Origin of the sequence: Spiroplasma endosymbiont of Dasysyrphus albostriatus (genome assembly GCF_964019495.1) — a bacterium.
Classification (GTDB): Bacteria; Bacillota_I; Bacilli_A; order Mycoplasmatales; family VBWQ01; genus Spiroplasma_E.
The window spans coordinates 96,393-114,035 of sequence record NZ_OZ026447.1 but is presented as its reverse complement, the minus strand read 5'-3'; the positions used below and the strand labels follow the sequence as shown (position 1 = coordinate 114,035).

Sequence of the window (17,643 nt, the reverse complement as noted above, 5' to 3'; positions counted from 1 at the left end):
TGGTAATTATGTTAAATGAAAATGAAATGAAAGAAGGGAATAATATGGAAGAAAAAGAAAAAGATGAAAAACAAGAAAATGAATCAAAACCCGAAGAAAATGAATTAAAAACAGTAGAAAATGAATCAGAACCAGTAAAAAGTGAATCAAAGGAACCAGAAACAGAAGAATCTAAAGAACCAACTTTAGAAGATAAATATAAAGAATTAGAAGAAAAATATAATACTTTATATAAAGAAAAAACTGATAAAGATAGAAAAATTAGACATTCAGAAAGTTATAAAAAATATGATTTATCACAAGAAAATATTAATTTATTAAAAAGATATCTTGGAGATAAAGAAGATATTGATGAAGAATTATCAAATTTAAATAAAGATTTTCCACATTTATTTAATAATAAAAAAGATACAAATATTAGTAATTCTTTAGATGTAAAAGATAAATTTAAAGAAGATGAAGTAGATACTAGAAAAATAGGAATGGTAGGTTAAAAATATGGATTATAGTATGCATGAATTACTTAGTCAAATTGATTTAGTAAGAAAATCATTAATTATTATTAATGATAATAATTTAAAAAGATTACATGTAGAAGATTTATTAATTGAATTATTAATGAAATTAAAATAAAAAAAGAAAAGGTGAAATAAAATGGCAATTATTACAACACAATCAACAACAATTAATGACCCTAGTACACCTAGTGGTAAAGCGGATTTATCTGTAAAATATATTAAAAATTTAAAAGTTTTATTATCAAAGAGAGTAGCATTAATTAATGCAACAGTAGAAAATAGAGAACAATTAGATGCTGGTACTGCTGTTTATAATGTTACTAAAAGAAATCTTACAGAAGATTATACTGCTGGTGCTGGTGCTAATGATGTAACTGCACTTAGAACAGAACAAATTTTATTAAATAAAAGCAAACAAATTGGTTATGAAATTGAAACTCTTGACTTAAAAAGAATGGGAGCAAAATTTGAAAATGGTGGTATTACTATTGCTGATAGTCTTGCTAGTGATTGAATTGATGCAAAAGCAAAATCAGTAGAAGTATATTTAGTTGCTAAATTAATGCAATTAGCAGTTAAAACAGCACAAGATAATGACATTATTAAAATTGCATTACCACAAACTCCAAAAGTAGATGATTATAGATTATTATTATGATTAAAAATTTCAAATACATTAGCAACATTAAAATCAAGAATTAATGATGAATATATTGGTACTGATGAAGAAGATTATACATTATGAGTATCTAGTTTTTTTAAACCATTAATATTATTAGCAACAACTACATTAGGTAGTGATAGTGCAAGTCAAGCATTAAAAGATGGTAAAATTGTAGAAATTGGTGGAATTAAAATTGTAGAATGTCCATGATTAGGTAGAAATTATCCGGCTGGTAATACTATTGATAAACAAGAAGCATTTGATTTTAGAGGTTGTGATGCTGTATTAGTTCATAAAGAAGCATTAGCATTTCCATTTAATCGTGGTTTAGATAATACTTATTTATTACAAACAAATTCAAATGTTAAAAATTTTCATAAGTTTTTAGTTTCAGAAGGTAAAGCATTACGTCCAGATTTAGTTAAAGGATTTACAGTTAGTTCAAATGTAGATATTGCAACAGCAATTGAAAGAACTAAATTAGGAAAAATTGATATGGCGGGAGCAACACCAACTGCAGATGAAGTAGAAAAAGCAGTTATTGCTAAAAACCCTAATTATAGAAAAGGTAATGCTAATTTTTCAGATTTAACAGCAACAAGTGCTAATGTTGAAGGTAAAACTTTATATGATGGTTCTTTACAAGTAACTTTTACAAAGAAGTAATTTAAATGCCTATTATCTTACTTTTAAGAATAATATTAGAAACTGCTGTTAGTGATATTCAAACTGCTGAATTAATAGAAAAATTTAAAAAAAATAATAATTTATTTAATAGTTTTTTAAAAAATCCAGCAGGAATATTAAAAAATCAATTAATGTCAAAAGTATTAGGTCAAGGTAAATCACAAAAAGAATTATCTGAATTTCAACAAGTTTTACAAAAATTAACAAATTTACCAGTAATTCATAAAAAAATAATGACACATATTACTAATAATAATATTGCTAAATTACAACATATTCAAAAACAATATTTAAATGGTAAGTCATTAATGGATAAAGGTAAAGAAATTATTATTAATTCTTTAACTGAGCAAGATTATGATTCTATGATTGGAATTTATGTAAATCTTTCAAGTAGTGCATTAGCGGGTGGTATATGAACTCCAGTAATACAAGCACAATCTGGTACTTATGGCATTGCTACATTAACATATAGAACTAATTTAAGTAAATCATATGATTATTTTAATGTTTCAAGAGAAACTTGAATTGATATGTGTAAGTCTATGGGTGCTTATGGTACTGGTGCTAATAGTGTTTTTATAAGAGAATATTTAGGTGGAGTTAATAAAACTAGAAAAGAAATGAATGCTACTGTTAGAAAAAATGTTAATCAATTAAATATAGCAGTAACTAAACCTAATAAATCAGTTATTAGTACAGTTAATAAATCACAAGCAGTACAAGGATATGGAAGGTATAAAGATTATGGAAAACAAAAATAATATTGATTGAAATGTAAATTTAAATTATATTACAAAAGATGATTTAAAAACTATATATGGTTTTATACCAGATGCTGACCAAACTACTACTGATAATACTAAAACTGATTTTACTATTATGGCAATTGCTATATCAAGTGAAAGAATTAATACTATTACTGGTAATCAAATTGAAGTCATAGGATTTAAAAATCTTAATGAAACACAACAACAATTAGTTAAAAGAGCAACAGCAAGAATGACTATATATTATTTAACTGATGGAATGGCATTTATAAGAAGTAGTGTATCTATTAGTGGTAATGGTTTATCAAGTAGTATTAGTCCTCCAAGTGAACCAGATTATGTATTAATGGAAGTATATAATTTATTACAACAAGCAAATTTACATACACCAAGAAAAGCAATAAATAATAGTATTTCATGTAATACAGATAATTTTAATACACCTAATATTTTTGATGAAAGTGATAATAGAGTTATAACTTGAGATTCTGGTAATAAAACTTTTTTACGAAAAGAAGGAATTACTGCAGGAGTTGGTATAAAAATAGATGATATTAGTGATACTATTCCTAAATTAAAAATTCATGTTGATAGTAATATTGATTCATTATGAGAAGTTGATAAAGATAATCCTAATTTTATTAAATCCAAAGATAATAAAGGTATTGATGCTAATGGAAGAAGACTTATTGATGTTGGTACACCTACATTTTTAAGTGATGCAACCAATAAAGAATATGTTGATAAAAAACAAGATAAATTAACTGCTGGTGAAAATATTAAGATTGATGAAAAAACTAATACTATTAGTGCTACTGGTGGTAGTTCAGTTGATGAAAATAGAATATTTAATAATAAAGATGATAAAAATAGTACTACAAGATTAGTTAATGAAGTTATTAAAACTAATGTTGGAGGTAAAACTTTAATTTATAGAAATGAACCAGTTGTAACTGATGATTTAGATATTCCAAATAAAAAATATATAGATGATAAAATAGATAAAAAGCAAGATAAAGAAAATTGAGTTGTAATAGGAAAGAAAGTTGATAATAGAACATGAGATAATTTTAATATTGACCTTAATAAAACATATCGTGTATTTATAACATGACACAGAAATGCACCTGAACAAAATGGTTATCCATTAATGTTATTGTTTAAATCAGCAAAAGCAGTTGGAACTGGTACATGAACTCTTTTAATTGGTAAAATTGATAATAAAGATGCTTCTTTAATTCTTAAGGCTGATTATACTAAATCTACTAATAAATGAAGTTTATTTATTAAATGTGAAATTGATGGTGGTGCTATATTTAGTTTTGAAGAATTAAAAGAAAATACTTATCAAATTACTAGTAATACATTAAATATTACTTCACCAAGTGTAATTAATATAGATAAACCTATAAAAATTAATTCAAAAAGTTTAGAAACAAATGAAATAGAAGAAAATAATTGAGATATTGAATTAAAAAATAATCCTCCAACACCAAGTCCAACTATTCCACAATGAAAAGAAGTAGGAACAAGAGAAAAAAATAAATTAGATAATTGACAAATTACTTATGATTTTCAAGAGAATAAACATTATAGAATTTATTATTCTTGAAGTATATATAATCCAGTTTATACTATTCAAGAATTTATTATAACTAATAAAAAAATTGCTGGTGTACAAATACAAACCTTTAATGATAGTGCTAATATAGTAATTTTATCAGTTCAACATGCAAAATGGATTACTATTTATACTGGAAAAGGTAAATTAAAAGGTAATGTATGAAAATTAGAAGAATTACAGGAATAATATTATGTTTTTTAAAATTATAAAAATTATTTTAGGTTTAATAGGAGTAATTTTATCATCAGCAACAGCAGGTTTAATTATATTTATCATTTTAAAAATCATATTAAAAATTAATCAAATATTTTAAGAAAGGTGGTGATTAATATGGATACTACAACAATTATTATAGTTGCTAATTTATGTATTAATGGAGGTTATGTTTTAATTAAATTAGGAAAAGCATTCGTTGCTTTTGGTAAATCTTTAACAGACCCTAATAAAAAACAACTTAAAAAACAAAATAAAATTAATAAATTACAAAGTAAATTAAATTCTATTAATAAACAACAAGAAGTAAAAAGTATTTATTAATTAAAAAAATGCCTATTAAAGGCATTTTTACTTATTTATAAACTCATATGATTATAATCTCAATTTAATGAAGCATTATCATGATTTAATGGTACTTCGCTCATATTATCACTACCATAATATTGACTTGCAGTTTCACTATTAATAGTAAATCTATTGTCATTAATTAATCTTGCAGTTTCATCATTAAATGATGTTTCTTGCATTTCTTCATTATGATGTGTAGTTTCCATAGGTAATAAATTATGGATAATTTCACTTGCACCAGCAACAATTGTAGGTACTGCATAAGCATTATTAAAATCATTATTAATACCCATTGCTACACCACTTGATATTAAACATCCACCAGTAGCCATATTACAAATCTTTCTTATTGCTTCAAATTTATTAGGTATTAATTCAGTTAATCCACTAATAAGATTTGATATACCATAAGCATTTAAACTAAAATATGTATCTCAATCCATTAAATTATTAGGGTTATTATTTACTACAAATAATAAATCTGGTGGAAAAGGGTCAACAGTAGTAGTTGTTATTGGACTTTCTGTTGGATTTGGATTAATATCTACATTAGTAAATTTTGCATAATTTGCTAAACCAATTGTTCCTAAACCTAGTAATATTTTTTTACTACTATTAATTAATTTAGTTTTAGTATTTGGTCTTTGATTTAAATTTCATATATCTAAACCTAATTTTTTACCAAATAATAAACTATTAATTGAACCTAATACTGGATTACCTATTACTTGACCATAATAAGCACTTGTACCAATTATTGCACAAATTGGACTTATACCAGTTCTAATTAATTTAGTTAAAGTATAATTTGATTGTGTATTTTCGTTTGGCATTTTATTCTCCTTTTATAAATTTAAATTGCATATTTCCAATAGTATCTCTATTATTACCACAAATAATTAAATATCCAGTTTGATTATTTTCTAATATTCATGAATAATAAATATATTGTGGATATAATTTTGGATATAAATTTAATGCTAATAAATAACATAAAGCATCTTCTTTATTTTTTAATAGTCCAACTGTTGGACATTTTATCTCTTTAGGACTTTTTTCATTATAAAATCATTCAGTTCTAATGTTTCTCATTATTTCACATCCTTTTATGAACTCATCAGCACCGTAGTAAACGGTGGACTATAGAATTATAATGTTATCCAAATTTGTAATAATTCTATAGTTTCATTCTGTATAGATATAAAATTTTAATTAGGACTTACATTGACATATTAAATAAAATAAAGAAAGGAGCGGGTAAAAAGTATATGTCAAATGCCTAAATATTAATTATTTTCTTTAATTTCAATTATTTCTTTTCTAATTTCAGTTAGTTCTTTATTAATTGATAAAATTTCTTTAAATATACAATTTATTAGTTCTTGTTTATTACAAATTGCTTCTCAAATTTCATTATCTCTTTTCTTCATTATCAAAGTCTCCTAATTTTAATCTAACTATTAATTCTTCAATTTCTTGACATTGTTCATGTTCACATTTATTCATTATCAAAGTAACCTTTTTCTAAATATTCAATTATTAATTCCATATGTAAACATGAATGATTATTTAAATATTTAATTAATTTTTCTTTATTAATTTCAACTTTTTTCATTATCTAATACCCTTTCTATGTTCTCTTACATGTTCAATATTTTCTTCATCACCAATCATTATTTCTCCACAAAAAACACATTTATACTTTGTTCAATATCCCATTATTTATTCTTCCTTTTCTATAAATTCAAGTACTTTATAATAAGCAGTAAGTTTGCCGGCTTCTTTTAAAGAATCACATAAGCAAATACTAAGTTGTTTATTTAATCAAGTAATTAATTTCAGTCTATATTCATTTTTTAATATCATATTCATAAATTCGGTAGTAATCATTAGTTATTTCTCCTTATTAAACTTCAAAATTTTCTATTATTTCTTCTTCTTTTTCTAATTCTTTTATTTTAGATAAAGTAGAATTTAAGTCAGTATTATCAGTTGAATTAGTAATAGCATCAATAGTATCATGATATTCTTTAAACTTAGGATTTGAATCAATAATATCAATAATATGATTATTTGGATTATCAATATATATTTTTTCATTTTCAGTAATAATTGCTTGGTCATTTTCATAAGCAGTTTGCATGTCAACTGACATAATTCCCCATTTTCTTAATAATTGAGTTAATACAGTTTTTTTAGCCATACTATCAAAATCACTAACAATAAATTTTTTATTTTTTTTATATGTTTCACTATATTTATTAAAATGTTCTATTATCTGTTCACTTGTTCAATATAAATTTTTTTCAAAACCATTTTTTAATTTAAAATAAGCACAATAACCTACTATTTTTGATTTTAATCTTTCAATAGGATTTTCAATAAATTTAAATTTTATTTCATCTTTTAAATAATCAATCTTTTTTAATTCTCCTTCTCTAACTTCAATAACATTAATTTTTTTATATTGTTGACTTCTTTGCGCTAATTGAATATAACCTTTATATCCCATTTGAAACTGTGCTTCTTTAACAGTTATTCAATCACCTTTTTCATCTTTATATTTACGATTAAAAGGTACAACTCAACAATAACCAAAATTCTTTTCTAAAGGTAATTGTAATAATGTCGCTTGATAACATGCTTCTAATATTGTAGTTAAACTAGTTTTTGATAAACCTAATTGATTTTTAATTGCTAAAGCATTACTTTTAAATCTTTGTATTTCTTTATTATCAATATTACCTTGATTTTTTTTATTAAATCATTGTTCAATAGTTAATGAATTTTTATTATTAGTTAAATCATTACTCATTATTTTCTTCTCCTTTTTTATTTAATAATTCTAAAATTTCATCTAATTTTTTATTAATTTTTCCTAAATGTTTTAATAAAATTAAAATTGATTTATCCATAAGTTGCTTCCTTTGTAATTGTAATTTTTCCAAATATTAAACAATTTATAAATCCACTAATAAAAGTTAATATTCCACCAATGAAAGTAAATATAAAACCAATTATTAATAATGGAATAAACAATATTGCTATTGGTGATAATAATATCTTTGCTCATATTGGTAATTTTTTAGTCTTTTCTACTTTCATCTTTTAACTCCTTTAAATCTATTATCTAAATGTACTTCAATATTTTTACTAGGATTAATAACTAAATGACTATTAATCTCAATTCAATTATTTAGATTACTATCTAATTTTTTAGGTAATTTTTCAAATTCAATTGAATTACAAGAATAAATAGTTTTTTCTTTAATTGATTTTTCATTAATCATTTTTATTTCTTCTTAATCATTCTTTAATATTAGTTTTTAAAATATTTAGTTCTTTAATTTGACCTCTTAAAACATCTAATTCTCATACATTTATTTGACTTAAATTAATTTCTTCAATTTGATATTCTAAATATTCAATTCTGGCATTAATACTTTTCGTTAATAATTCATTAAAATTACATTTTTTATTTTTACAATATTCTAGTTTATATTCCATTTTGATTTTCTCCTTTAAAATAATTTATTTTTGCTTTTAATCATTCATCTACTAATTCATCTGTTATTTCAATTTCAATTTCTTTTTGAATATTTTTATTTGTTAAATATATATAGGTTTTAGTCGATATATCTATATTACTTTTAAATAATATTCAAAAATAAGCACTTAATTGTAATTTAATTCTTTTTAATTTATCTTCATCAATACAAGCATATGTTTTATAATCAACTAAATAATATTTATTTTCTTTTTTATCTAAATAAACTAAATCTGGTGTTCCAGCAATTAAACTATCATTAATAGGTTTTTCTATAATAAATTCATAATTATTTTTATCTTTAAATTTTTCTTTTAAAAACATAAGTGATTTTTTACAATAAGAATAATTTATTGAATTTGTTATTGGTTTTAATTTTTTTAATAAATTATTAATAATATTTTCTTGATTAATATTTTGTAAATATAATTCATTAAGTTTATGAACTCATTTACCACGAACTGAAGCATTTTTTAATATTTCTGCTGAGATATGACTATATCCAAATCCTAAATAATTATCAATAATTCTAGAAACTGATATTAATTCTTTATCATCTAAAAAATATTGATGAGTTTCTTTTTTAAAAATTAATTTACTCATATTTATTTCTACCTATTAATAATCAAAAACATTTATTACATAATCTATTACCAATTGAAGATTGTTTTCTACATCTATCACAAGAACCAACCATTCTATATTCTCTACATTCCATAAATATTTTTACCTTTCATTAATTTAATTAAGTTTTTTATTTAATTCCTTATTATTTAAATTTATGTCTAATTCCATTACTAATATTTCATATTTTTCAATATAAGCATCTTTAATTAAATGATGTTTATAATTTCTATGAAAGTTAGTAGCATTTTCTACAGTTGAAAAAGCCTTATATTTTATTTGACCAGTATAATTAACTTCATATTTTAATAAGTAAACATATTTCATATTTATTTTTCTCCTTTATTTTTTTTATTGTGTTATGATATTGTTAATGAGGTATGTATTTATATATAACCCCCCTTACGGTGTAGTGATTTAAAATATAGATAAAACAGGGGTTGTTGGTTAAGTGCTTCCTTTTGCTTTTACAAATTAATCTCAATTAAATTCACTTAACAATTCTATTTACATCTTAAATGCACGCTTTTATCCTGATATAGAAGTATTTACATAAAGTACTCACCATTTGACTTCTACGACAGTTTTATGAAGTTTTAATCTTTTAACAAAAAAAGAACGATAGTTATATCGTTCTTTGTTATCCATTTATTAATCTAAGGGTTAAAGTGATGCGCCCCAACGGCAGTAGCACTACCATTAAAACTAAAATCCATCCCAATCAAAACGAACAAGCCATTCAATTTGCTTTTTTTAATCAATAATAAGCACTTCCATTTCCTGGAAAAGAAATAGCAGTTTCTGCTAGTAATAACATTTCTGGCAAAATTAAAATACCGCCTAAAATTCAGGCACATATCATTAAAATCGGATTAAATCCACTTTAAAACGCTACTTGTCCAAATGAAATTAGTACTGATGATCCAACTGTGGCAGAAATTGCCATCATTAATATTACTCAAAACGAATACTTCTTTTTTAATTTCATGTCTTTTTCCTATCTCTATTTTTTTATTTCGTATGTATTGATAAAATTTTTTATTTTATTAATGTAAGTTTGATAAGCATTTGGTAAGGTTTCAATATGACCAATATTTTCCAAAAATAAATAATCATAATTTTTATAATGGAGTTTAACTTGATAATTATGAATGACATTAGCCATGAAAAATGGGACAAAATTATCTTTTTTACCGTGAATTAATAAAGTAGGAACTTGAAAACCTGTTTTGCTTTTTTTTAATAAATCATATTCTAAAATATTTGTATTTGTAAATTTTTGATATCTTTTGGCTAAACCATTACTAATTAATCATCAAGGTTTTTTATAACGGTATTGCATGACGTAACGAAATTGAACAAGTAGATTAGAGAATCCACAATCAGTAATTGCCCAGTTAATTAAATTGGTTACTTTATATTTAAATAAGTAATAATTAATTGTTGATGCACCCATACTATTACCAATTAAACCAATACTGCTAACTTGATAATTATCTTTTATTCAATTAATTAAACAATTAATATTTTCAGCACAAGTAAGACCAATGTCACTATATTGGCCATAAGTTTTACCGTGAGCAACACTATCAAAAGTTAAAATATTGTATCCTTCTTCATAAAATCATGACACTAATCTTAATGCTAAATATTTATTTTCTGTTCAACCATGAAAGCCAATAACTCATTTATCACTTTTCTTTTTTTGAATGACAGTTAGACAACTAATGTTTTGATTATTATCATTTTTAATGGTAAATTCTTGATAATTTTCTTTTTTTCAATCAATTGGATAGCCATATTTATTAAGATCTTTAATTTGACAATCATATTGATGATAATTAAAACTATTAATATCAACTGTTTGTTCGTTATTTATTTTAAATTTACCTTCTTTTTGATAAGAAAAGCAAAATTCTAAAAATTGTTTTTGATATTTTTTTGAATAAAAATAAACAAAAGGAAATAATAGAATAACTAATAAAATTTTGCTAAAAGAATAACAAAATTTTTTATAACCAGTTAATAAAATTTTTTGATTCACAGACGTGTTGATTACTGTCATTTTTTAAGCCTTTTCTAAACTACTAAACTACTAATTATTTTACACTATCTTATCAAATGTTTAAAATATTAATGTATGTTAATTTAATTATTTTTCAATTTTCATATACATAAAAATCAAGTTTCTATAGTTAGTTGGAGATAAAAATTTTTTATTTAATTTTATCAATAATTGCTTTGTAGGAAAGTTTATTGTATAGTAATTTTTTCATTTGTAAACTTTAAGTGAGATTTATTTAAAATTATCTTTAAATAAATCTTATTTAAAATTGAAACAAAATAATATTTTCAATAATTTTCATTATTAATAAAAATAGTATACGAGAATTTTAATAAAAAGGAGGATACTTAAAAATGATAAATGAAAAAATAAGACAGTAGAAGAAGATAGTGTTACTACTGTTAATGTTGATGATAGCGATTGTCAAGCAAAAATGGAAAAATTAAATAAAAAATTGCAAGAAACAGCTAATGAATTAGAAGAAATAAGTAGTCTTTATGCAAAATCAGTAAAAGAATCATTAGATAAATCAAAAAAAAATTAAAGAACTAGAAGATAAAATTGATGAATTGGAAGAACAATTAAAAGCATGTAGAGAAAAAAATAAAAAATTAGAAGGTCTTGAAGATAAAGTTAAAAAATTAGAAGAAGATTTAAAAGAATGTAAAGAAAAAAGAGAAGACTTGGAAAATCAATTAAAAGAATGTAAAGCAAAAAGAGAAGACTTGGAAAATCAATTAAAAGAATGTAAAGCAAAAAGAGAAGAACTAGAAGCACAGTTAAAAGATTGCCAAGAAAAAAATAAAAAATCAGATGAAGATTTAAAAGAATGTAAAGCAAAAAGAGAAGAATTGGAAGAACAATTAAAAGAATGTAAAGCAAAAAGAGAAGAACTAGAAGCACAGTTAAAAGATTGCCAAGAAAAAAATAAAAAATCAGATGAAAGTAAAGGACAATGAATTCCTGGTGAATATAAATGAATGCCTGTTGGATCAAAAATGCCAGAAGGTTGAGTAAAAGTAGATCTTGCTAAAGGTTTAACAATAGTTCAGAGTGATAAAGAAGGAAAAACATCAGGAAGTGTGAGGCTTTTTAATAATCTGTGTTTCTTTGTTTTACAAAGTTACTAATTCAGATTAATTCTGTCTTCAAATTTTATCATAAAATGAGCAATTGCTGTATTTCAATTTTGAATGGGCATTGTTCATTTTTTTGTTATATTGTCAATTGCTAAATAAAATATTTTAAAAACTGACATATCGTTAGGAAAAACTTTTTTATTTCTGATGACTTTTCGTAATTGACTATTAACAGATTCAATAGCATTTGTGGTATAAATTACCCTTTTTATTTCTGCAGGATAACTAATAAAAACCATTAAATTATCTCAATTTTTATATCAAGATTTAGCAATTTGTGGATATTGTTTAGTTCATTTATTTTCAAATGATTCTAAAGCTTGCATTGCTTGTTCTTCACTACATGCAGTATAAATTGGTTTTAAATCTGCAACTAGAGATTTTCTATGCTTATATGAGACATATTTCAAACTATTTCTAATTTGATGAACGATGCATAATTGATGTTCGGTTTTAGGATAAACTGATTGTATTGCTTCTGACATGCCTGTTAAATTATCACTACAAGCAATCAGAATATCATTTAAGCCACGATTTTTCATTTCTGTGAAATTGGCTAATCAAAATTTAGAACCTTCATTTTCACTAATTCATAAACCTAAAACATCTTTTTTACCTTCTAAATCAACTCCTAAAGCTATATAAACTGATTTATTAATAATCCGTTTATCTTGTCGTACTTTAACTACTGTACAATCAAAATAAACAATCGGATAAACACTATCTAATGGTCGATTTTGCCATGCTTTGACGTCATCAATAACATCATCAGTAGGGAGCGTGTCGAAGATGTCGGTAACTAAAAAGTTTTAAAAATAGCTCCTTTCTTTTTTTTACCCTTGAATTAAAAATAAATGACAAAAGACGAGAATAAAAATCTTGTCTTTTTTTTGTAATTGTAAAATTTTAAAATTTTTAATAAACCTCTTTAACGCTATTATCAACACGTGTTAGAACCTGTTTAGAATCTTTTTAATAAAATTGAAATAAAGGAAAGAACAACCATTTGTAAACTAGTATTTAGTTTTCTTTCACAATTTTTTCATAATCTTCTGCATTTTTCTAATCATGCAAAACTTCGTTCTACAACTCATCTTTTTGGCAATACTACAAAAGAATGTAATTCATTACGTTTTACAACTTCAACATTTGCATTTATGATTGTTTTGATTTTAAAAGCAAATTTTTCACCAGTATAGCCAGCATCTACTATTATTTTTTGAACTGTAGAAAGATTTTCTTTTTCACTTTTAATCATTATGATAGCACTATTACGATCTGTTTTTTCTGCTGTAGTTATGTAAATTGCATGTGGTAAACCTTGCGTATCAACTGCAATATGACGTTTTATTCCTGAAATCTTTTTACCAGCATCATAACCTTTATTTTCAGTAGTATCTGTATTTTTAACACTTTGCGAATCAATTATACAAAAACTAGTTTTTTCTTTTCGATGATTCTTAATACGAATCTTTTTAACTAATTTTTTTTAAAATTAATTGCAATACACTAGGTTCTTTATCATTGTTTTTACTTCAAATTTGGAAATAATAATATACAGTTTGTCATTTTGGAAAATTTTTTGGTAACATTCTTCATTGACAACCACTTTTTAATACATATAAAACTGCACAAAACACTTCATATAAATCTAAATTTCTTGGTTTTGTTTTCTTTTTGCTGTTTTCTAAAGTTGATTTTATGTTCTCAAATTGTTCTTTAGTAACATGACTTGGATAATTTTTATGCATATATACCTCTTATTTTAAAATATATAGTAATTTTACATTATTTTCTAAAAGATTCTAAACAGGTTCTTAGGGAACTAAAAAAGTGAACTACAACACAGTTGTTAAAAATAGTAGCTAGAACATGTGGACTTGCATGGATAAATAAAAAGTGGAGTGATACCTAATAAAATATACTAACCATTAATGGTAATTCTTGGGGTGGGAGCGAATTGGAAACTAGTATATAGCTAACGAAAGTAATGTTTACTCATAAATAATGTAAAATAATAATATGTAATTTAAACAATTCTTGCACTTACAAGTATAATTCAGCAATAATTAAAATAGATTAGGAAGATTAAATTATGCCAAAACCATACAGTGAGGACTTACGAAGAAAAGTAATAGAAGTTTATGAAAGTAAAAACATGAAAATTAAAGAAATTTGTAAAGTGTTCAATATCACTAGAAAGACTTTATTTTTATGAAGAAAAAGAAAGCAAAAAACCGGAAATATAAAACCAATTTTGAATTATCAAAAAAGACATAGCCACAAAATAAAGGATTTAGATGAATTAAAAAATTATTTAGCAGAAAATAAAGATGTTACAGTTCAAAAAGTAATTGAAAAATTTGGTGATATGACAAAAGAAACAGTTTATAACTATTTCAAAAAACTAAATTATACATATAAAAAAAACTTTTCTATATGAACAAAGAGATAAAAATAAACAAGAAGATTTTTTAAAAGAAATAGCGAAAATAATGAATGAAGATTTGGTATATATTGATGAATCTGGAATTGATGATAATGAATTTTATAAATATGGTTGGTCTGAAAAAGGTAAAAGATTATTTGATAATAAACCTGCATATAAAATAAAGAGAATGAGTATAATTGGTGCACTAAATAAAGGTAAATTAAAAGCTCTATGAGCATTTGAAGGACATTGCAATAGTAAAATTTTTGAATCATATGTTAAAAATATACTAATTCCAGTATTAAAGTGTGGACAAATTATAGTTTTAGATAATGCGACGTTTCATAAATCTAAAGCAACAAAACAATTAATTGAAAATGCTGGATGCAAACTATTATTTCTTCCACCATATTCTCCTAATTTAAATCCAATTGAACATTTTTGATTTGCTATAAAACATAATATAAGAAAAATATTACCAAATTATTGACCAAATATTAAAAACGCGATTGATTTTGTTTTTCAAGATATGAGTAAACATTACTTTAGTTAGCTATATATTCAAATGAAACTAATAATATTGTTTTTAATGAAACACTTAATGTATTAAAATTTTCATGAACTAAAAATATGTATAAAGAATATTTTCAATTAATTCAAAAACAATTTATTAATAAAAAAATATTAGTTATTGTAGAAAATTTCTTTTTAAGTTCAAAACAATTATTAACTAATCCATTAGCAACACCTAAAATTATTGGTGCATTAATGGTATTAGTAGAAGATGTTATGAATTGAGATTATTTAGAAAGTGAACCAAAAAATAAAACTAAAATAGAAAATTATAAAGGAAATATAAAATTAACAAAATATGAACAAGATGCATATAAGCATATTCAATACTATTTAAGGAATTATAAAAATGAAAGATAAAGCCAATTATGTCAAATTAACAGTAAAAATAAGTAACACTATTGAAGCAAAATATTACGAAAAAGGTAATAAAGAATTATATTATAGTGTTCGTGGTCAATGAAATGGTCTAAACTATGTTACTTTAATTTTTAACAACCCAAAATTTTATAGACGATGTATTTTATTAAACAAAAATGATGAAATTATAGTAACTGGTCAAATTTTTAATACTTTAAATATTCCTAAAAATCGTGCATTTTGTTCAATCAATGTTAAATGATTTAAAAAATGAAAAGAGTAAAAAATGATATTATGAAAAATTTTATTAATAGTACCAATATTAATAACAAGCATAACACTAATAATATTTTTAATATTTATTATTAAAGAATTAAAAAATGAATATAAAGTTTTAAAATTATTAAATTCAATTGCAAAAAATTTAGAAAAAAAATAATCAAATAAGGAGAATAAATAATGAATAGATGTACATGAACTGAAACAATAACATTTGAAAAATTTATTCATGAACCATATTATGATGAAATTAAAAATGAACAAAGACAAAGACAATGTGAAAATATGACAGATGAGCAATTTGATGAATATGGAAGAGCATATTGTAAAGAACATAGAATTAAAGTTGATGAAATTAATAAATCAAGACATAAAAATTGTATTAATAAAGAAAAATTAATTAATTTTATTATAACAACTCTAAAAGAAAATAAAGAATCTAATTCTAGTAATTTATTTAAAATAGGAAAAGAAAGTGTTTTATTTAATCTTCAGATTTATATTAATGAGGGAGACTTTGATAATGAATAAAGAAAAATTACTTAAATATATGAAAGATATAATTAAATGAACTAAAAAAATTAATTATACAAACTATGATTTTGACAAAAATATTTTAAATTTATTAATTGAAAAAATAGAAAAAGGTGAATTTGACTAATGATAATATTGCCTACTTTATTTGAAAATAAAGATGAAATTGAAATATTATCACCATTTCCAAAAGCAATTCATACAAGTAATGATATTAGAGCAATTATTTTAAGACAATACCCAAATGTTAAATCAAAACACATAATTGTTTCTGACCCAGAAAGTAATGTTGCATTAATAGTTGGTGATAATGATGTTTATCAAGGTTGAATTAAAGTAACAGTTAAAAAATTAGAAATTAAAGGAGATTAAATATGACTAAACGCGAATTTTTAATTAAATGAAATGTAGATGAAAAATTATTTTTTATTGATAATGTTGAATTTTTACATTCAGATACACATATAATTTTTAATTGAAATGATGATTATTGAAGCATTGATTATCATTCAAAAGAGATGAAAAAATTTATAGAACTATTAAATGATTTAAAACAAATTAAAGGAGAATAAATTATGTTAGATGAAATTTTAAAAGTAATTTTTGATAGAGCAGATAAAAAAGAATTAATTTATATAATAGAAAGATTAATTCTTGTTACTAACAATCACATAGAAACAAAAAAATGACTTATTAAAGAATTTGATAAAAATCATTATGTTTTAGAAAAATTATTGAATACGAACGGAGAAGTTAAATAATGCCAAATGAAAATACACAATCAAATTATACTTTAACTAAATTAATTAGAACTGGTATAAGTCCAATTTGTGCAATGATTGGTACAAGTGCTTATTATGGTCAAGTAATTGCAAATCCAGTATTAGGTTCAATTAATAGTTTATTATTTGGTAAAAAATTAGGTTTAGATATTTGAAATTTAAATCAAAGACCAAATACTAAAACTAAATTAATTAATAGTAGTAAAAAAATCTTATTAGGTTTAGGAACAATTGGATTAGCAAATTATAGTAAATGAACAGAAAATAATATTAATCCTATTATTCCAACAACACCAATTCCAGTAACTACTACAACTACAACAGAAGGTCCTCCATGATTATTATTAAATAAACAAGAACATCAGTCATTAATGGATTGAGATACTTATATTTCATTAAATGCTTATGGTATATCAAATCTTATTAGTGGATTAACTGAGTTAATACCTAATAAGATTTGAAAAAATAAGAAAGGTTTGTAA

General features: G+C 23.0%; 33 protein-coding genes and 1 pseudogene. 19 read left to right on the top strand and 15 right to left on the bottom strand.

All coding sequences use genetic code 4. The annotated features are described in order from the left end of the window. The first annotated feature begins 8 nt into the window (after positions 1 to 8). The 7 genes from AACL11_RS00805 to AACL11_RS00775 are packed head-to-tail and all read left to right on the top strand — an operon-like array spanning position 9 to position 4,800. Complete coding sequence (locus tag AACL11_RS00805; protein ID WP_338987834.1) at positions 9 to 494, top strand: hypothetical protein; 486 nt, start codon at positions 9 to 11, stop codon at positions 492 to 494. Positions 495 to 510: 16 nt separating this feature from the next. Next, positions 511 to 633, top strand: coding sequence for a hypothetical protein (locus AACL11_RS00800; protein ID WP_338987833.1), 123 nt, complete (start codon positions 511 to 513; stop codon positions 631 to 633). Between the two features lie 21 nt (positions 634 to 654). Continuing rightward, on the top strand, positions 655 to 1,848 hold the full coding sequence (locus tag AACL11_RS00795) for a hypothetical protein (RefSeq protein ID WP_338986874.1): 1,194 nt from the start codon (positions 655 to 657) through the stop codon (positions 1,846 to 1,848). A gap of 5 nt (positions 1,849 to 1,853) precedes the next feature. Then, positions 1,854 to 2,633 (top strand): hypothetical protein, encoded by a 780-nt coding sequence (locus AACL11_RS00790; protein WP_338986877.1) that lies wholly within the window; start codon positions 1,854 to 1,856, stop codon positions 2,631 to 2,633. Further along, a complete protein-coding gene (locus tag AACL11_RS00785; RefSeq protein WP_338987831.1) occupies positions 2,617 to 4,449 on the top strand; it encodes a hypothetical protein in 1,833 nt (610 codons plus the stop codon). Before AACL11_RS00790 ends, AACL11_RS00785 begins: the two co-directional genes overlap by 17 nt. 4 nt (positions 4,450 to 4,453) lie before the next feature. Continuing rightward, a complete protein-coding gene (locus AACL11_RS00780) occupies positions 4,454 to 4,576 on the top strand; it encodes a hypothetical protein (protein ID WP_338986882.1) in 123 nt (40 codons plus the stop codon). A gap of 17 nt (positions 4,577 to 4,593) precedes the next feature. After that, the gene (locus tag AACL11_RS00775) at positions 4,594 to 4,800 is read left to right on the top strand and encodes a hypothetical protein (protein WP_338986885.1); all 207 of its coding nucleotides are present in this window, start codon (positions 4,594 to 4,596) and stop codon (positions 4,798 to 4,800) included. A 35-nt stretch (positions 4,801 to 4,835) separates the two neighbouring features. On the opposite strand, the gene AACL11_RS00770 is transcribed toward AACL11_RS00775, so the two are convergent. The 13 genes from AACL11_RS00770 to AACL11_RS00710 all read right to left on the bottom strand — a co-directional run bounded on the left by AACL11_RS00770 (position 4,836) and on the right by AACL11_RS00710 (position 11,063). Next, the gene (locus tag AACL11_RS00770; RefSeq protein ID WP_338987829.1) at positions 4,836 to 5,660 is read right to left on the bottom strand and encodes a hypothetical protein; all 825 of its coding nucleotides are present in this window, start codon (positions 5,658 to 5,660) and stop codon (positions 4,836 to 4,838) included. Between the two features lies 1 nt (position 5,661). Next, on the bottom strand, positions 5,662 to 5,919 hold the full coding sequence (locus AACL11_RS00765; RefSeq protein ID WP_338986890.1) for a hypothetical protein: 258 nt from the start codon (positions 5,917 to 5,919) through the stop codon (positions 5,662 to 5,664). A 194-nt stretch (positions 5,920 to 6,113) separates the two neighbouring features. Then, positions 6,114 to 6,257 (bottom strand): hypothetical protein, encoded by a 144-nt coding sequence (locus AACL11_RS00760; RefSeq protein WP_338986892.1) that lies wholly within the window; start codon positions 6,255 to 6,257, stop codon positions 6,114 to 6,116. Positions 6,258 to 6,549: 292 nt separating this feature from the next. Next, on the bottom strand, positions 6,550 to 6,717 hold the full coding sequence (locus AACL11_RS00755) for a hypothetical protein (protein WP_338986895.1): 168 nt from the start codon (positions 6,715 to 6,717) through the stop codon (positions 6,550 to 6,552). Positions 6,718 to 6,733: 16 nt separating this feature from the next. After that, positions 6,734 to 7,642, bottom strand: coding sequence for a recombinase RecT (locus AACL11_RS00750; protein ID WP_338986898.1), 909 nt, complete (start codon positions 7,640 to 7,642; stop codon positions 6,734 to 6,736). 92 nt (positions 7,643 to 7,734) lie between these two features. After that, the gene (locus AACL11_RS00745) at positions 7,735 to 7,932 is read right to left on the bottom strand and encodes a hypothetical protein (RefSeq protein WP_338986901.1); all 198 of its coding nucleotides are present in this window, start codon (positions 7,930 to 7,932) and stop codon (positions 7,735 to 7,737) included. Beyond that, positions 7,923 to 8,117, bottom strand: a complete 195-nt coding sequence (locus AACL11_RS00740; RefSeq protein WP_338986904.1) for a hypothetical protein — start codon at positions 8,115 to 8,117, stop codon at positions 7,923 to 7,925. Before AACL11_RS00740 ends, AACL11_RS00745 begins: the two co-directional genes overlap by 10 nt. Continuing rightward, positions 8,110 to 8,334, bottom strand: a complete 225-nt coding sequence (locus AACL11_RS00735; protein ID WP_338986906.1) for a hypothetical protein — start codon at positions 8,332 to 8,334, stop codon at positions 8,110 to 8,112. Before AACL11_RS00735 ends, AACL11_RS00740 begins: the two co-directional genes overlap by 8 nt. After that, complete coding sequence (locus AACL11_RS00730; RefSeq protein ID WP_338987828.1) at positions 8,324 to 8,977, bottom strand: PD-(D/E)XK nuclease family protein; 654 nt, start codon at positions 8,975 to 8,977, stop codon at positions 8,324 to 8,326. The genes AACL11_RS00735 and AACL11_RS00730 overlap by 11 nt, the downstream gene beginning before the upstream one ends. Continuing rightward, the gene (locus AACL11_RS00725; protein WP_338986909.1) at positions 8,970 to 9,092 is read right to left on the bottom strand and encodes a hypothetical protein; all 123 of its coding nucleotides are present in this window, start codon (positions 9,090 to 9,092) and stop codon (positions 8,970 to 8,972) included. Before AACL11_RS00725 ends, AACL11_RS00730 begins: the two co-directional genes overlap by 8 nt. A gap of 23 nt (positions 9,093 to 9,115) precedes the next feature. Continuing rightward, the gene (locus AACL11_RS00720) at positions 9,116 to 9,325 is read right to left on the bottom strand and encodes a hypothetical protein (RefSeq protein WP_338986911.1); all 210 of its coding nucleotides are present in this window, start codon (positions 9,323 to 9,325) and stop codon (positions 9,116 to 9,118) included. A 313-nt stretch (positions 9,326 to 9,638) separates the two neighbouring features. After that, positions 9,639 to 9,824, bottom strand: coding sequence for a hypothetical protein (locus tag AACL11_RS00715; RefSeq protein ID WP_338987827.1), 186 nt, complete (start codon positions 9,822 to 9,824; stop codon positions 9,639 to 9,641). Between the two features lie 177 nt (positions 9,825 to 10,001). Next, positions 10,002 to 11,063 carry an alpha/beta hydrolase gene (locus AACL11_RS00710; RefSeq protein WP_338987826.1) on the bottom strand — a complete coding sequence of 354 codons (1,062 nt, stop codon included), beginning with the start codon at positions 11,061 to 11,063 and terminating at the stop codon, positions 10,002 to 10,004. 569 nt (positions 11,064 to 11,632) lie between these two features. Here AACL11_RS00710 and AACL11_RS00705 point away from each other — a divergent pair. Next, on the top strand, positions 11,633 to 12,193 hold the full coding sequence (locus AACL11_RS00705; protein ID WP_338987825.1) for a hypothetical protein: 561 nt from the start codon (positions 11,633 to 11,635) through the stop codon (positions 12,191 to 12,193). Here the strand turns inward: AACL11_RS00705 and AACL11_RS00700 are convergent. Then, positions 12,190 to 12,975 (bottom strand): annotated as a pseudogene (locus AACL11_RS00700) (IS256 family transposase); the annotation flags it as partial. The gene AACL11_RS00705 and the pseudogene AACL11_RS00700 sit on opposite strands and share 4 nt — an antisense overlap. A 188-nt stretch (positions 12,976 to 13,163) precedes the next feature. After that, positions 13,164 to 13,953, bottom strand: a protein-coding gene (locus AACL11_RS00695; RefSeq protein WP_338986592.1) for an IS5 family transposase whose coding sequence is annotated in 2 segments (ribosomal slippage) — positions 13,164 to 13,691 and positions 13,693 to 13,953 — 789 coding nt in all. Because the reading frame shifts where the segments join, the coding sequence is not laid out codon by codon here. A 344-nt stretch (positions 13,954 to 14,297) separates the two neighbouring features. Here AACL11_RS00695 and AACL11_RS00690 point away from each other — a divergent pair. From AACL11_RS00690 to AACL11_RS00640, 11 genes are all read left to right on the top strand, one after another. Beyond that, on the top strand, positions 14,298 to 14,657 hold the full coding sequence (locus tag AACL11_RS00690) for an IS630 transposase-related protein (protein ID WP_338987824.1): 360 nt from the start codon (positions 14,298 to 14,300) through the stop codon (positions 14,655 to 14,657). Continuing rightward, on the top strand, positions 14,614 to 15,186 hold the full coding sequence (locus tag AACL11_RS00685) for an IS630 family transposase (RefSeq protein WP_338988471.1): 573 nt from the start codon (positions 14,614 to 14,616) through the stop codon (positions 15,184 to 15,186). The genes AACL11_RS00690 and AACL11_RS00685 overlap by 44 nt, the downstream gene beginning before the upstream one ends. Positions 15,187 to 15,263: 77 nt before the next feature. After that, entirely contained in the window at positions 15,264 to 15,566 is a 303-nt protein-coding gene (locus AACL11_RS00680; protein WP_338987823.1) for a hypothetical protein, read from the top strand. After that, positions 15,556 to 15,849: a hypothetical protein gene (locus AACL11_RS00675; protein WP_338987822.1), complete on the top strand. Its 294-nt coding sequence runs from the start codon at positions 15,556 to 15,558 to the stop codon at positions 15,847 to 15,849. Before AACL11_RS00680 ends, AACL11_RS00675 begins: the two co-directional genes overlap by 11 nt. A 3-nt stretch (positions 15,850 to 15,852) precedes the next feature. Next, positions 15,853 to 16,005, top strand: coding sequence for a hypothetical protein (locus tag AACL11_RS00670; protein WP_338957299.1), 153 nt, complete (start codon positions 15,853 to 15,855; stop codon positions 16,003 to 16,005). Between the two features lie 20 nt (positions 16,006 to 16,025). After that, a complete protein-coding gene (locus tag AACL11_RS00665) occupies positions 16,026 to 16,376 on the top strand; it encodes a hypothetical protein (protein ID WP_338957301.1) in 351 nt (116 codons plus the stop codon). Next, complete coding sequence (locus AACL11_RS00660; RefSeq protein WP_338986728.1) at positions 16,369 to 16,506, top strand: hypothetical protein; 138 nt, start codon at positions 16,369 to 16,371, stop codon at positions 16,504 to 16,506. The genes AACL11_RS00665 and AACL11_RS00660 overlap by 8 nt, the downstream gene beginning before the upstream one ends. After that, the gene (locus tag AACL11_RS00655) at positions 16,506 to 16,751 is read left to right on the top strand and encodes a hypothetical protein (RefSeq protein WP_338987821.1); all 246 of its coding nucleotides are present in this window, start codon (positions 16,506 to 16,508) and stop codon (positions 16,749 to 16,751) included. Before AACL11_RS00660 ends, AACL11_RS00655 begins: the two co-directional genes overlap by 1 nt. A gap of 2 nt (positions 16,752 to 16,753) precedes the next feature. Beyond that, positions 16,754 to 16,951 carry a hypothetical protein gene (locus tag AACL11_RS00650; protein ID WP_338979823.1) on the top strand — a complete coding sequence of 66 codons (198 nt, stop codon included), beginning with the start codon at positions 16,754 to 16,756 and terminating at the stop codon, positions 16,949 to 16,951. A 3-nt stretch (positions 16,952 to 16,954) separates the two neighbouring features. Then, positions 16,955 to 17,140, top strand: coding sequence for a hypothetical protein (locus tag AACL11_RS00645; RefSeq protein ID WP_338987820.1), 186 nt, complete (start codon positions 16,955 to 16,957; stop codon positions 17,138 to 17,140). Next, positions 17,140 to 17,643, top strand: coding sequence for a hypothetical protein (locus AACL11_RS00640; RefSeq protein WP_338987819.1), 504 nt, complete (start codon positions 17,140 to 17,142; stop codon positions 17,641 to 17,643). The genes AACL11_RS00645 and AACL11_RS00640 overlap by 1 nt, the downstream gene beginning before the upstream one ends.